The sequence below is a fragment of the Streptomyces sp. NPDC054887 genome, assembly GCF_053610585.1.
In genome coordinates this window covers 33,743-46,922 of the sequence record NZ_JBSGYQ010000043.1, presented here as the reverse complement: position 1 = coordinate 46,922, position 13,180 = coordinate 33,743, and the positions used below count along the sequence as shown (strand labels likewise).

The window sequence follows — 13,180 nt, the reverse complement described above, 5'->3', positions numbered from 1 at the left end:
CGTGACCGCATTCGCCCCCGACTCCCTGGTCCTGAACCGGAAGCTGCCGCTCTGGTACCAGGTGTCGCAGTCCCTGCGCGCTTCCATACTGGGGCGCACGCCCGACGCGTCGCTGCGGCTGCCCACCGAGGAGCAGCTCGCCACGCACTACGGCGTGAGCGTGCTCACCATGCGCCAGGCCCTCAAGGAGCTGGAGGCCGAGGGCCTGATCAGCAGGCACCGGCGGCGCGGCACGTTCATCGAGCCGGGCGCCCGGCGGGGAGCGCCGCGCCGGCTGCTCGGCTCGATCGACGCGATCGTGGCCCAGCAGTCCGGCGAGCTGACGACCATCCTCGGGCACGGGCCCACGCCCGTGCCCGGCGAGCTCGTCGAGCACTTCCCGGACACGGACGAGGTCGTCACCTACCGGCGGCTGCGCCGCGACGGCGAGAGCGGCGAGCCGACCAACTGGGCGGAGAACGCGGTGCGGCCGGAGGTCGCCGCCGGTCTCGACCTCGCCGACCTCGAACGCTGGCCGATGACGAAGGTGCTGCGGGACGTGCTGGGCGTACGGATCAGCAAGATCACGGACACGGTCGAGGCGCGGCTCGCGGACCCGGAGACGGCGGACCTCCTCCAGGTCCCGCTGCTCAGCCCGATCCTGCACTACACGGGCGTGACGTACGACGGGGACGGCCGGGTGGTCGACGTCGCCCGCATCCGCTACCGGGGCGACCGCTTCTCCTTCTCGGTGACGGTGGACGCGCACTGACCGGCGGGCCGCCCGCCGTGGTTACGATGCCCGCATGATTGCCCGCACGCCTGCGACGCGGTCCGACGCCCCGCTGCTCGGCGACCTCATGCCCTGGTCGGTGGCGCCCCTGCGGCTGGGGCGGGGCTGGGTGCTCGCCCCGGACCGACGCACGCTGCGGTCCCGCTGGGAGGCGCTGGTACGGGCGGAGGGCGCCGGGCGCGAGGAACTGTTCGGCCCCACCCGGGCGCGTACGACCCGTACCTCGGTCGCCGCGCTGCCGGGGCAGCGGACCGGCACGGGCCGCCTCGCGCGCGAGAGCGGTCCCTGCCCCGAGCCGGTGCGCGTCACGCACGGCCCCTTCGACGAGCAGTGGCTGATCCCCGACCACCGGCTGATCGACGCCGCCCGGCCGGAGCTGTGGCGGGTCGCCGACGACTCGCACCAGCTCTTCGCCGTCGAGTGGGGGCACGTGCCCCCGGCCCCGGGGCCGCCCGTGCTGGTCAGCGCGCTGCTGCCGGACGGCCGCTCCCCCGCCGGGCGCCCCGGCCGCATCCGCCCGCTGCACCGCCGCCCCGGCGGCCGGGAGCCGAATGTCGCTCCGGGCCTCCTGCCGCTGCTGAGCGGGCGGTACGGCCACGAGGTCGCCGCCGCGGACGTGCTGGCGTGGGCGGTCGCCGCGGCGGAGGGGTCGCCCGGCGGCGCGGTGGTGCCCCTGCCGGCCCGGCCCGAGGTGTGGGCTGCGGGCGTGGAGCTGGGGCGGCGGATGACCGAGGTGCAGGTGCGGGGCGCGCGGAGCGGGGAGCGCCCCCGGCTGCCGGGAGGCCGCCGCCCGTACGTACGGTCCGCCGTGCCGGCGCGCCCTGCGGAGCTGCGGTACGACGCCCAGGAGGAGGCCCTGTTCCTCGGCGAGGGCCGCGTCTCCCCCGTGCCGGCGGCGGCCTGGGACTTCCACGTGGGCGGGGTGCGGGTGCTCGAGAGGTGGTTCGAGCGGCGTACGGCGCCCGGCGAGCCCGGCACCCTGGAGGCGATCCGCCCGTCGGCCTGGCCGCAGGAGTGGACGTCCGACCTGCTAGAACTGATCACCGTCCTCGCGCTGCTCGCCGAGCTGGAGCAGGGCAGGGAGGAACTGCGGGACGGCGGGCGGATCACCCGCGCCGAACTGGCCGGGGCGGGCGTCCTGCCGGCCCCCGAGGCGGCACGCCGCCCGGCTTCGGTCCTGGACCACCAGGAGGAGGGCCCCGAGGGCCAGTTCGCCCTGCTCTAGCACCGGCCGGCGCCCTGCCGGACGGGGCGCCACCTCTCGGACGCGCGAGGGCGTGCGGCGCCCGGGGCCCGTGTCGCCGCTTCTACCCGAAGCTGTCCAGCACCCGCTCCAGCATCCGTTCGAAGACCGCGTCGAGGTCGACCGGACCGGGGTCCTCCGCGAACGCCCGGGCGATCCGCGGGTACGCGCCCGTCGCGATCTCCCGTGCCAGGTAGGCCGTGCGCGCCGCGTTCTCCTGCTCCGGCGACCACGGCAGCGACCGGTTGCGCTCGGCGGTCGCGAGCTCGTTGCCGACGTACGTCGTCACCATGCCGTTGACCGTCGCGACCAGCTCCAGTTTCGTCCCCGGCGGCGCGTCCAGCCCCTCCAGGCAGCCGAGGCAGTACTCCAGATACCGGAGCACGTTGGGGCTGTAGCCGTACACGGGTGACATCAGCTGTGGCAGCCACGGGTGGCGGTGCATCAGCGCCCGCGCCTGGTGACCGAGCGTCAGCATCTCCGCGCGCCAGTCCCCCGACGGCTCCCGGGACAGGTCGTACTCCCCGCTGACGGCGTCGACCATCAGCTCGTACAGGTCCTCCTTGCGCGGCACGTAGTTGTAGAGCGACATCGTGCCGCACCCGATCTCCGTGGCCACCCGGCGCATCGACACCGCGTCGATTCCGTCCGCGTCCGCGACCCGTACCGCCGCCGCCGCGATGTCGGCGCGGCTGTACGCCGGTCTGGGTCCGCGGCCGGCCCGTTCGGGGCGGGCCCAGATCACCTCGGGTGTCGCGGAACGCCCGCCGACTGCCATGGATCATCACCTCGCCCACCATCGTAGTTACGTACAGCGTACGTAGTGCGGTACGGTGGGCCGCATGACAACTACGTACGCTGTACTTAGTGAAGGGCTCCGTAAGGCGTTCGGTGACGTCCACGCCCTGCGCGGCCTCGACCTCGCCGTCGAGCGGGGCGCGGTCTGCGGCATCCTCGGCCCGAACGGCGCCGGCAAGACCACCGCCGTCCGGGTCCTGACCACCCTCACCGCCCCCGACTCCGGCACCGCCACCGTCGCCGGTCACGACGTACGCCGCGATCCCGCCGCGGTGCGCCGCGCGATCGGCGTCACCGGCCAGTCCGCCTCCGTGGACGGCGAGCTCTCCGGCCGCGAGAACCTCCGCCTCTTCGCCAGGCTGCTGCGCATCAGGGGGGCCGCGGGCCGCGCCCGCGCCGACGAACTCCTGGAGCGCTTCGAGCTGACCGGAGCCGCCGACCGCCCCGCCCGCACGTACTCGGGCGGCATGCGACGCCGGCTCGACCTGGCCGCCAGCCTCCTCACCCGCCCCGAGGTGCTGTTCCTCGACGAGCCGACCACCGGTCTCGACCCGCACAGCAGGAACCAGATCTGGGAGGCCGTACGCGATCTGGCGGGCCGGGGCACGACCGTGCTGCTCACCACGCAGTACCTGGAGGAGGCGGACCGGCTGGCCGACGACATCGTGCTGATCGACCACGGCCGGGCCGCCGTGACCGGCACCCCCGCCGAACTCAAGGCCCGTATCGGCTCGTACGCCGAGGTGGTCGTCGCCGACCGGGCCGCGATGCTCGCGGCCGCCGCCGTACTCGACCAGCTCACCGGCGCCGAGCCGGTCCTCGACGGCGAGCACCGCACCGTGGGGGCCGTCGCCACCGACCCCGCGCTCACGCTCCCCCGGATCATCCGCGAACTCGACGCGGCGGGTGTGCCGGTCGTCGACGCGAGCCTGAAGCCGCCCACACTCGACCAGGTCTTCCTGCGCCTGACCGACCGCCGCCCCCGCGAGGAGCACGCCGCATGAGCACGCTCGCGTACGACGGCGCCGCCGTCCTCGGCCGTCACCTCCAGCGCGTCAGGCACGCCCCGGGCGTACTGATCCTGACCCAGACCATGCCGATCACCCTGCTGCTGTTCTTCGGTTACGTCTTCGGCAGCGCGCTCGCCGTGCCCGGCCAGGAGTACCGCGCCTTCCTGGTGCCCGGACTGCTCGCCGCCACCGCCGCCAACGGCGTCATGACCGGCATGTTCCAGGCGGCCCAGGACTCGCACCGCGGTGTGATGGACCGTTTCCGCACGATGCCGACGAGCCGGGCGGCCGTGCCGCTCGGCCAGACGGCCGCCGACGTGCTGACGACGGCCGCCGGCATGGTGCCGCTGGTCCTGGTCGGACTCGCGGTCGGCTGGCGCGTCGAGGGCGGGGCGCTCGCGGCCCTCGGCGCCTTCGGACTCCTCGTCCTCTTCCGCTTCGCCACCGCCTGGGTCGGCTGCTACCTGGGACTGCTCATCCACAACGAGGAGGCGGCCGGCCAGATCGGCAGCGCGACCTTCGTCCTGCCGCTGCTCTCCAGCGCGTACATCCCCACCGGCGGTCAGCCCGGCTGGCTGCGGACGGTCACCGAGTGGAACCCGATCAGCGCGGTGGCCGGCGCGGTGCGCGATCTGTGCGGGAACGCCGTCGCGGCCCCGGACGCCGCCTGGCCCGTCGCCCACCCGGTCGCCGGGACGATCGCCTGGTCGCTCGTACTGCTCGCGGTCTTCGTGCCGCTCGCCGTCCGGCAGTACGCGAACGGCGGGAGGTGATCGGCCGGTGCCCGTTGTTGTACGGGGCGGCCCATTCGCGCCCGGACCGCGACGCCTTGTCCGCCATCGTGTCGGGTGACAATGGTGTGACGTACACGATAGTCAGGTCGTCATGAGCACTCAGCCGCTGCCCCTGGAGGGCATCACCGTCGTCGCCGTCGAGCAGGCCGTCTCGGCGCCGTTCGCCACCCGCCAGCTCGCCGATCTGGGCGCGCGCGTCATCAAGGTCGAGCGGCCGGACGGCGGCGACTTCGCCCGCGGCTACGACACCGCCGCCCGCGGTCTCGCCTCGCACTTCGTGTGGTGCAACCGCGGCAAGGAGTCCCTCGCCGTGGACCTCAAGGACCCGCGCGGCCTCGACGTGGTGCGCCGACTGGTCGCGGGGGCCGACGTGTTCGTCCAGAACCTCGCCAACGGCGCGGCGGCCCGCCTCGGCCTGGACGCCGCGACGCTGTGCGCCGCGCACCCGCGCCTGGTCGCCGTCGACATCTCGGGATACGGCGCCGAGGGACCGTACGCCGACAAGCGGGCGTACGACATGCTCGTCCAGTGCGAGGCGGGGCTGGTGTCCGTGACCGGCACCCCCGCGCAGCCGGTCAAGGCCGGCATCCCGGCGGCCGACATCGCGGCGGCCATGTACGCCTTCTCCGGCGTCCTCGCGGCGCTGCTGCGGCGGGCCACCACCGGGAGGGGCGGGCCGGTCGAGGTGTCGATGCTGGAGGCGCTCACGGAGTGGATGGGGCATCCGCTGCACCACGGCATGCACGGGGGCGCGGCGCCGGCGCGCACCGGGGTCGCACACGCCGTCATCGCGCCGTACGACGCCTATCCGACGGCGGACGGCGGCCAGGTGCTGCTGTCGGTGCAGAACGACCGGGAGTGGCGGCGGCTGGCCGCGCAGGTGCTGCGGCGGCCGGAGCTGGCGGACGACCCCGCGTTCGCCACGAACACCGCGCGTACGGGAAACCGGGCCAAGACGGACGCGGTGGTGGCCGAGGCGCTGGGAGTGATGAGTGCGACGGAGGCGATCGCGGCGCTGGAGGCGGCCGGGATCGCCTGCGCCCGGCTGAACACGGTGGCCGACGTGGCGGCGCACCCGCAGTTGGCGGCGCGGGACCGCTGGCGGGAGATCGGTTCTCCGGCGGGGCCCCTTCGGGCGATGCTGCCGCCGATCACGATGCCGGACGGGGCGGAGCCGCTGATGGGCCCGGTACCCGCGCTCGGCGAGCACACCGACGCGCTGCTGCACGGCCTGGGGATGACGGACGTGCGGATCTCAGCGCTGCGCCGGGACGGTGTGGTCGCCTGAGCGCGTCCGCGACTCCGGGCCGCCGGGGGTCAGTGGCGGCTGCCGAAGAGCGATCGGCGCAGCCGTCGCAGCGGGGCGAAGAGCGAGACCCGCGCGCTCCGGCTCGCTCGCGAGTGCGCGACGTCACGTGACGTGAGCTCGCGCATCAGCAGTGTCGCCTCGGCCGCCTCGCCGCGCGGGACGGCGGGTCCGCCGAGCACCGCGAGGTGGCGGTCGAGGCGCGAACTGGTCGCACCGCTCCCGCATGTGATGGCAGGCACTCGTGGCCTGCTGCGCACCGTTATCTGTTCCATGTCACTCCCCACCCGTACGAGGGCACCCGGCCCGGGCAGGTTAACCCTATCGCCCCGTCCAGACACTCGTGTATCCCGCCCATGTGATTCACCACGCCTGTACGGGGGTTGACGTACCGGTGGCGATTACTCTCCGAATACGTGCGATTCCAGGGCGAGTTGGACAGTTTTCGAGTGGCCGCTCCCCGGGCGCGGCGGATTGACGTCCAAGGAGGCTGCAACCGGCCGGAGTTGAGCTAGCTTGGAGTGGTTTCCACCGCGATGCCGCTCCGCTGCGGACAGGGGGCTCGCCAGTGAACGGACAGCCGGGCAACGGGCAACGGGTGATCGCGGGCCGCTACCGCCTGCTGGCACCGCTGGGCGAGGGCGGCATGGGCGTCGTGTGGCGCGCCCGCGACGACGTCCTGGGCCGCGAGGTCGCCGTCAAGGAGGTCAGGGCCCCCTCCGGCCTCGGCGCCGCCGACGGACAGCGGCTGTACGCGCGCCTGGAGCGCGAGGCGTGGGCCGCGGCCCGCGTCTCCCACCGCAACGTGATCACCGTGTACGACGTGGCGAGCGAGGAGGGCCGCCCGTGGATCGTGATGGAGCTGGTGCGCGGGCTTTCGCTCTCCGACGTACTGGACGCCGAGGGTCCGCTGCCCCCGCGGCGGGCCGCGCGGATCGGTGCGGAAGTGCTGGCGGCCCTGTGCGCGGCGCACGGGGCGGGGGTGCTGCACCGCGACGTGAAACCGGCGAACGTACTGCTGGCCAATGACGGCCGGGTCGTACTGACGGACTTCGGCATCGCGACGGTCGAGGGCACGTCCGCGCTCACGCTGACCGGCGAGCTGATCGGATCGCCCGAGTTCCTGGCCCCGGAGCGGGCGCTGGGGCGTACGCCGGGGCCCGAGTCGGACCTGTGGTCGCTCGGCGTGCTGCTGTACGCCGCCGTGGAGGGCAACTCGCCGTTCCGCCAGGACACCCCGCTCTCGACCCTGCGCGCCGTGGTCGACGAGGACCTGCCGCGGCCGGTGCGGGCGGGCGCGCTGGCGCCGGTGATCGAGGGACTGCTGCGCAAGGAGCCGGCCGAGCGGATGTCCGCGGCGCGGGCCGGGCACCTGCTGCGCGTCGTGGGCGCCGGGGGTGCGCCGGACACCGCGGCCACCGCCGTCGCGGCGGGCCCCCACGGCGGAACCGGTTCCCGCGGAGCCGATACGGGTGCGACGCCGGTCGCGGTGCCGTCGCCGCACGGGGGCGCCGCGCCTCTTCCGCCGCCCGGCCCCCTCCCCGCGACGACGGCGTCCACCGCGTCACGGGACGACTCCCGGCGGCGCGCCCCGGCGGTGGCCGCGGGGGTGCTCGCGCTGCTGCTCGCGGTCGGCGGCGTCACGTGGGCGGTGATGAACGCCGGCGGTGATCCGGGCACCTCCGCGGGCGGCGGCTCGTCCGCGACGGGCGGGGACGAAGGGGGCGGCGGGTCCGGCGGAGGCGACGACGGCGGGTCAAAGGGCGGCTCGGCCGACGACGGCGGTACGGACGGCGGGGGCACGGACGGCGGGGGCACGGACGGCGGCTCGGCGGACGGCGGGGGCACGGACGGCGGCGCGGACAGTGGCGGGACCGGCGGAGGGGCCGGGTCCGGCGGTGGCACCGGCACCGGTGCCGCCACCGGTACGACGGGCGGCGGCGGGAACGGCGGAGGCCACGGCGGGGGCGGCGACGGAGGGACGACCGCTCCGCCGCAGCAGTCGGTGAAGGTCACCGTCACCGCGGTGAACGGGAGTTACTCCGGGGCCTGCCCGCCGCCGGAGGCCGAAGGGCCGTCGTTCACCGCGACGTTCACGGTCGGGCGGGTGCCCGTGGAGGTCGGCTACCGGTGGGTGACGGAGAGCGGGGAGTCCTCCGATCCGGGCTGGAAGACCCTGGATTTCGCGGCGGGCGAGGAGAAGTCGAAGCGGGTCGACCACACGGAGCTGACGTACCGGGAGGACGGGACCCGTCACGACGAGATCCGCGTCGAGGTGAGGAGCCCGGTGAAGGCGGCGTCCGGCGCCGTGGCGTTCACGGTGACCTGCGAGCAGGAGACCCCGACGAGCGGAGTCTCCTACCCGGCGGGCGGGACGGCGCAGACGCCGGCGCCTCAGGCGGCGGAGGTGAAGACGGGCAGGTAGCCGCCCGACTGGCCGGCCGCGGTGGGGTGGTAGGACTCGCCGATGTTGGTCCACTTCACGCTGTGCAGCCACGGCGCGGACGAGCAGATCTCGTGGCCCGCGAAGGCCGGGCTGACCGGCGCGAAGGCGTAGCCGTGGTCCGCCGCGCGCTTGGCGGTCGCGTCGTTGAGGTAGTCGGAGGCGTCGTTGATGGCGGAGCGCTCGCGCTCGGTGAGTCCGGCGATGCAGCTGCCGCCGAGCTTGTAGAAGCGGGGGTAGCCGAGCACCACCACGCGGGCCGCGGTGGCCTTCGCTCTGATCGCCGAGTACACCGAGTCGAGCTTGCCGGGCAGGGTGGAGTCGACGTAGGCGCGAGCCGTGGCGATCCGGGCCAGGCAGGCGGACTCGGACTGGAGGACGCACGTCGTCATGACGTCCGCGAAGCCGGCGTCGTTGCCGCCGACGGTGAGGGAGACGAGGTCGGTCGAGGCGCTGAGCGGCGCGAGCTGACCGGCTGTCACATCACCCGTACGAGCGCCCGAGCAAGCGGTGAACGCGAACGACGAGGGTGAATGGGAAGCCGCCCAGAGGACGGGGAAGGCGCGCGTGCTGCGCTTGCAGTTGCCGCTCGCGCTGTCGTAGCTGCCGGCCCCGACGCCCGAGGAGTAGGAGTCGCCGAGGGCCACGTAGTCCAGGGCTTCGGCCTGTTGGGCCGCCTGAGCCGCGCTCGCCCCGGTGAGGGCCAGGGCGACGGTGAGCAGGAGTGAGGATGAGAATGCCGCGATTCGGGACAGTTTCATGGAACCTCCCTTAGCAGGATTTCCGCCTCAACTGTCCTAGCAGTCCCCTTACATCACCGGAAGTGTTCATGCCAAGAACTTTGGGCGAGGGCTTCCGCACAACCCCTCCGCATCCTTGACGCGCCGGAGTGCGCTGCGCGACATTGAAGCCCGGCATCCGGCGCTTCAGGGGGCAAAGTCGCCAATGCAGACCATCGATGACAAGCCATTGAGTCGTGTCTCGGACTCCCTGCCCGCTCTGGCGGGCGCGGCGCTCGCCGTGTCGGCGGTCGGCGCCGTCCTGGCGTTCGCCGATCTGGCGTCGCCGCTTCGCGCGCCGTTCACCCTCTTCTTCCTGCTCGTGGCACCGGGCTTCGCCGTGGGCGTGGGGCTCCGGGGCCTGGAACCACTGGGCCGCCTGGTGGCATCGGCGGCGGGGGCCGTCGTGCTCAACCTGCTGGTGGCCCAGGCGATGCTGGCCACGCACGTGTGGTCGACAAGGAGCGGGGTCGCGGTGATCGCCGGCATCAGCGCGCTGCTGTTCCTGCTGGCACTGGTACGGCGCCCCGGCGGCTCCACGGCGAGAAGGCGGACCACCTGACCATGGACATCACAGTGCACCGCCCCGGGGAACTCGGCTCCGCCGACCGGGCGGCCTGGACCGCCATGCAGTCCAAGGCCCATCTGCACGGGTCGCCGGAGCTGGCGAACCCCTTCCTGTCACCGGAGTTCACCCTGGCGCTCGACCGGTACCGGCGCGGGGTGCGGGTCGCCGTCGTACGCGAGGACGGCGAGCCGGCGGCCTTCTTCCCGCACCAGCGGTCCGCCGCGGGCGTCGGCCGGGCGGTCGGCCTGGGCGTCTCGGACAGTCAGGGTCTGGTACACAGGCCCGGCTTCACCTGGGACGCGCGGCAACTGCTGCGGGCCTGCGGGCTCGCGGTGTGGGAGTTCGACCACCTGGCGCAGGGACAGGACGCGTTCGGCGCGGGCGTCACGGGCTCGTTCCCCTCACCGGTGATCGACACGGCGGACGGCTACGAGGCGTACCTGGCACACCTGCGCCAGAACTCGCCGAAGTTCCTGAGGACGACCCTCGCCAAGGAGCGCAAGCTGATCCGCTCGGTCGGCGAACTGAAGTACGTGCACGACGAGCGCGACCCGGCGGCACTGCGGACGCTGATGCGCTGGAAGTCGGCGCAGTACCGCAGGACCGGGCGCAGCGACCGCTTCACCCAGTCCTGGATCGTCGGACTCGTCGATCACCTGTTCCACACCCGGACGCCGTCGTTCGCCGGTCTGCTTTCCGTCCTGTACGCGGACGGCCGGCCGATCGCCGCGCATTTCGGTCCGCGTTCGGAACGGATCATGTGTTGCTGGTTTCCGTCCTATGATCCCGAGTTCGCGAAATTCTCCCCCGGCCTGCTCATACATCTGCGTATCGCGGAAGCGGCGGCGGCGGACGGTATCGCCTGCATCGATCTCGGCCGGGGCCAGAAACAGTACAAGGACTCCCTCAAGACGCGCGAAATCATGGTGTCGGAGGGGTGGATGATGCGACGCCATCCGCTGGCCCTCGCACATTGGGCCCACCGGGCCCCGGTGCGCGCGCTGCGCAATACGGTCGTCGAACGTCCGGAACTGTTCGAGCCTGCCGATAAACTGCTTAAACGGATTGGCGAATTCCGATCGGAACGGTTGCGCAAGTGACCGCCGGTGTAACGCGAAAGAGGTAAAAAGGCAAGCCCGCGTTGTGGGCCTTGCCATATCGTCCACATCATCAATACCGTCGTACATCCACCCGCAACGGGCCATCACGCAAAGCGACTCCAGGGGAGGGCTCAGGGGTCGCGATGGAGGGCCGGTGCGGGGCGCGGTAGGGGGGTGCCGTACCCGGTGACCAGTGCTGTCACGATCAGCGCTGTGCCGGGTCGCGTGCCGCGTGGGAAAGCTGTGCCGACTCGCCGGGCCCGTACGGAGCGCCGTTCCGTCATGGGCGGGTGAGAACCCCCCTTTCGAACCGGAAACTCATCCGGACCGCCCGGGGGCGGGCGGTCCACCGGTGGAGAGGGAAAAGACTCATGAGCTCATTCCTCCGCCCTGCGATCGAGGGCCAAGATCCTATGATTGCGCCCGGCCAGTACCGGCCGGTCTCCTCACATCTCGCCATCGCGCCGCCGGTGAGCGTCGTGATCCCCGCCATGAACGAGGCGGAGAATCTTCCGTACGTCTTCAAGACCCTTCCCGACTGGATTCACGAAGTGATCCTGGTCGACGGGAATTCGACCGACGACACCGTCCGGGTCGCCCGTGATCTCTGGCCGGGAATCAAGGTCGTCGAGCAGCGCGGAAGAGGCAAGGGCGACGCACTGATCAGCGGATTCGCCGCAAGCACCGGCGACATCATCGTCATGGTCGACGCGGACGGCTCGGCGGACGGTCACGAGATCGTCAGTTACGTGTCGGCCCTTGTCTCGGGGGCCGATTTCGCCAAGGGCTCGCGGTTCGCGAACGGCGGCGGCACGGACGACATGACGCCGGTCCGCAAGCTGGGGAACCGGGTGCTGTGCGCGGTGGTCAACGCCAAGTTCGGCGCCCGCTACACCGACCTCTGCTACGGCTACAACGCCTTCTGGCGGCACTGCCTCGACAAGATCGACCTCGACTGCACGGGCTTCGAGGTGGAGACCCTGATGAACATCCGGGTCGTCAAGGCCGGCCTGCGCGTCCAGGAGATCCCCAGTCACGAGTACGTCCGCATCCACGGAGTGAGCAACCTCCGCGCGGTACGGGACGGACTGCGCGTCCTGCGGGTGATCCTGAAGGAGCAGGGCAGGCGCCGCACCGGACGGCGCCGTCCGCCGGTCTTCGCACCGGACGCCAGCCGGGGAGAGGTGTCTTGAGAGGTGCCCTGAACCACCCGGACATCTCCGTGGTGATCTGCGTGTACACCGAGGACCGCTGGGAGGACATCCTCGCGGCGGTCGGATCGGTGCGCCGCCAGTCGCGGCCCGCCGCCGAGACGCTGCTGGTCGTGGACCACAATCCGGCGCTGCTGGAGCGGCTGGACAGGCACGTGCGCGAGGACACGCACGAGGGTGGGGAGGTGCGGGTGCTCGCCAACGCGGGCCCCCGCGGCCTGTCCGCCGGCCGCAACACCGGCATCGCCGCCGCCCGCGGCGAGATCGTGGCCTTCCTCGACGACGACGCCGTGGCCGAGCCCGACTGGCTGCGGCACTTCGCCACCGCATACGAGGACCCCCGCGTGATGGCGGTCGGAGGCAGGACGGTGCCCGCCTGGGCGTCCGGGCGCCGTCCCGACTGGTTCCCGGAGGAGTTCGACTGGGTCGTCGGCTGTACGTACCGGGGCCTGCCGCCGGGGCGGGTGCGGGTCCGCAACGTCCTCGGCGGGAACGCCTCCTTCCGCAGATCGGCGTTCGACACGGTGGGCGGCTTCGCCACCGGCATCGGCAGGGACGGCGACAAGCGGCCGCTGGGCTGCGAGGAGACGGAGCTGTGCATCAGGCTCACCCGGGCCCTGCCGGACGCGGTGCTGCTGATCGACGACCGCTCGGTGATCCACCACAAGGTGCCGGCCGTCCGCGAGCGCTTCGCGTACTTCCGGACACGCGCGTACGCCGAGGGTCTGTCGAAGGCACTGGTCGCGCGCAGTGTGGGCGCGGCGAAGGGGCTGGAGTCCGAACGCCGGTACACCACCCGGGTCCTGCCGGCCGGAATCGCCCGCGGGCTGCGCGACGCGGCCCTCGGGCGGCCGGGCGGCGCGGGGCGCGCCGGGGCCATCGTGACGGGGGTGGCGGCCGCGGCGGGCGGTTACGTGCTCGGCAGCCTGCGGGCCCGCAGGAACGGAAGCACGTTCTCGGTGCCGGACGCCACTTCGGCGGCGGGGGCGGACTTCACGGCGGGGGCGGGCTCAGCCAGTACGGCGGCTCCGGGGGCGGACTTCACGGCGGGAGCGGGCACCGTGCCGGGCGCGGCGCCGGGCCGTGGGGCGGCGCCCGCCTCCGGGAGACCGCGGGCGAGGGAGGAGACGCGGTGAGCGGGCCGGTGCCGATTCTG

At 73.1% G+C, this 13,180-nt stretch carries 13 protein-coding genes; 10 read left to right on the top strand and 3 right to left on the bottom strand.

The window, feature by feature from the left end:
- Nucleotide 1: 1 nt before the first annotated feature.
- Entirely contained in the window at nt 2-751 is a 750-nt protein-coding gene (locus tag ACWGH0_RS23370; protein ID WP_453406147.1) for a GntR family transcriptional regulator, read from the top strand.
- A 34-nt stretch (nt 752-785) separates the two neighbouring features.
- Entirely contained in the window at nt 786-1,997 is a 1,212-nt protein-coding gene (locus ACWGH0_RS23365) for a type ISP restriction/modification enzyme (protein ID WP_453406146.1), read from the top strand.
- Between the two features lie 82 nt (nt 1,998-2,079).
- Here ACWGH0_RS23365 and ACWGH0_RS23360 read toward each other — a convergent pair whose 3' ends face one another.
- Nucleotides 2,080-2,793: a TetR/AcrR family transcriptional regulator gene (locus ACWGH0_RS23360; protein ID WP_453406145.1), complete on the bottom strand. Its 714-nt coding sequence runs from the start codon at nt 2,791-2,793 to the stop codon at nt 2,080-2,082.
- Nucleotides 2,794-2,857: 64 nt separating this feature from the next.
- Here ACWGH0_RS23360 and ACWGH0_RS23355 point away from each other — a divergent pair, with 64 nt between their 5' ends.
- The 3 genes from ACWGH0_RS23355 to ACWGH0_RS23345 all read left to right on the top strand — a co-directional run bounded on the left by ACWGH0_RS23355 (nt 2,858) and on the right by ACWGH0_RS23345 (nt 5,905).
- Nucleotides 2,858-3,817: an ATP-binding cassette domain-containing protein gene (locus ACWGH0_RS23355; protein ID WP_453406144.1), complete on the top strand. Its 960-nt coding sequence runs from the start codon at nt 2,858-2,860 to the stop codon at nt 3,815-3,817.
- Nucleotides 3,814-4,596, top strand: a complete 783-nt coding sequence (locus ACWGH0_RS23350) for an ABC transporter permease (RefSeq protein WP_453406143.1) — start codon at nt 3,814-3,816, stop codon at nt 4,594-4,596. Before ACWGH0_RS23355 ends, ACWGH0_RS23350 begins: the two co-directional genes overlap by 4 nt.
- Nucleotides 4,597-4,708: 112 nt before the next feature.
- Nucleotides 4,709-5,905, top strand: coding sequence for a CaiB/BaiF CoA transferase family protein (locus tag ACWGH0_RS23345; RefSeq protein ID WP_453406142.1), 1,197 nt, complete (start codon nt 4,709-4,711; stop codon nt 5,903-5,905).
- Nucleotides 5,906-5,934: 29 nt separating this feature from the next.
- On the opposite strand, the gene ACWGH0_RS23340 is transcribed toward ACWGH0_RS23345, so the two are convergent.
- Nucleotides 5,935-6,198 carry a hypothetical protein gene (locus ACWGH0_RS23340; protein WP_453406141.1) on the bottom strand — a complete coding sequence of 88 codons (264 nt, stop codon included), beginning with the start codon at nt 6,196-6,198 and terminating at the stop codon, nt 5,935-5,937.
- Nucleotides 6,199-6,569: 371 nt separating this feature from the next.
- On the opposite strand from ACWGH0_RS23340, the gene ACWGH0_RS23335 reads away from it, so the two are divergent.
- The gene (locus ACWGH0_RS23335) at nt 6,570-8,348 is read left to right on the top strand and encodes a serine/threonine-protein kinase (protein ID WP_453406163.1); all 1,779 of its coding nucleotides are present in this window, start codon (nt 6,570-6,572) and stop codon (nt 8,346-8,348) included.
- On the opposite strand, the gene ACWGH0_RS23330 is transcribed toward ACWGH0_RS23335, so the two are convergent.
- Nucleotides 8,318-9,127 carry an SGNH/GDSL hydrolase family protein gene (locus tag ACWGH0_RS23330; protein ID WP_453406140.1) on the bottom strand — a complete coding sequence of 270 codons (810 nt, stop codon included), beginning with the start codon at nt 9,125-9,127 and terminating at the stop codon, nt 8,318-8,320. The genes ACWGH0_RS23335 and ACWGH0_RS23330 overlap by 31 nt on opposite strands.
- A 184-nt stretch (nt 9,128-9,311) precedes the next feature.
- Between ACWGH0_RS23330 and ACWGH0_RS23325 the strand changes: the two genes are divergently transcribed.
- The 4 genes from ACWGH0_RS23325 (at nt 9,312) to ACWGH0_RS23310 (ending at nt 13,160) form a co-directional block, all read left to right on the top strand.
- The gene (locus ACWGH0_RS23325; protein WP_453406139.1) at nt 9,312-9,707 is read left to right on the top strand and encodes a hypothetical protein; all 396 of its coding nucleotides are present in this window, start codon (nt 9,312-9,314) and stop codon (nt 9,705-9,707) included.
- A gap of 2 nt (nt 9,708-9,709) precedes the next feature.
- Nucleotides 9,710-10,813: a GNAT family N-acetyltransferase gene (locus tag ACWGH0_RS23320; protein ID WP_453406138.1), complete on the top strand. Its 1,104-nt coding sequence runs from the start codon at nt 9,710-9,712 to the stop codon at nt 10,811-10,813.
- Nucleotides 10,814-11,184: 371 nt separating this feature from the next.
- The gene (locus ACWGH0_RS23315) at nt 11,185-12,006 is read left to right on the top strand and encodes a glycosyltransferase family 2 protein (RefSeq protein WP_453406137.1); all 822 of its coding nucleotides are present in this window, start codon (nt 11,185-11,187) and stop codon (nt 12,004-12,006) included.
- Between the two features lie 8 nt (nt 12,007-12,014).
- The gene (locus ACWGH0_RS23310) at nt 12,015-13,160 is read left to right on the top strand and encodes a glycosyltransferase family 2 protein (protein WP_453406162.1); all 1,146 of its coding nucleotides are present in this window, start codon (nt 12,015-12,017) and stop codon (nt 13,158-13,160) included.
- The last annotated feature ends 20 nt before the right edge of the window (nt 13,161-13,180 follow it).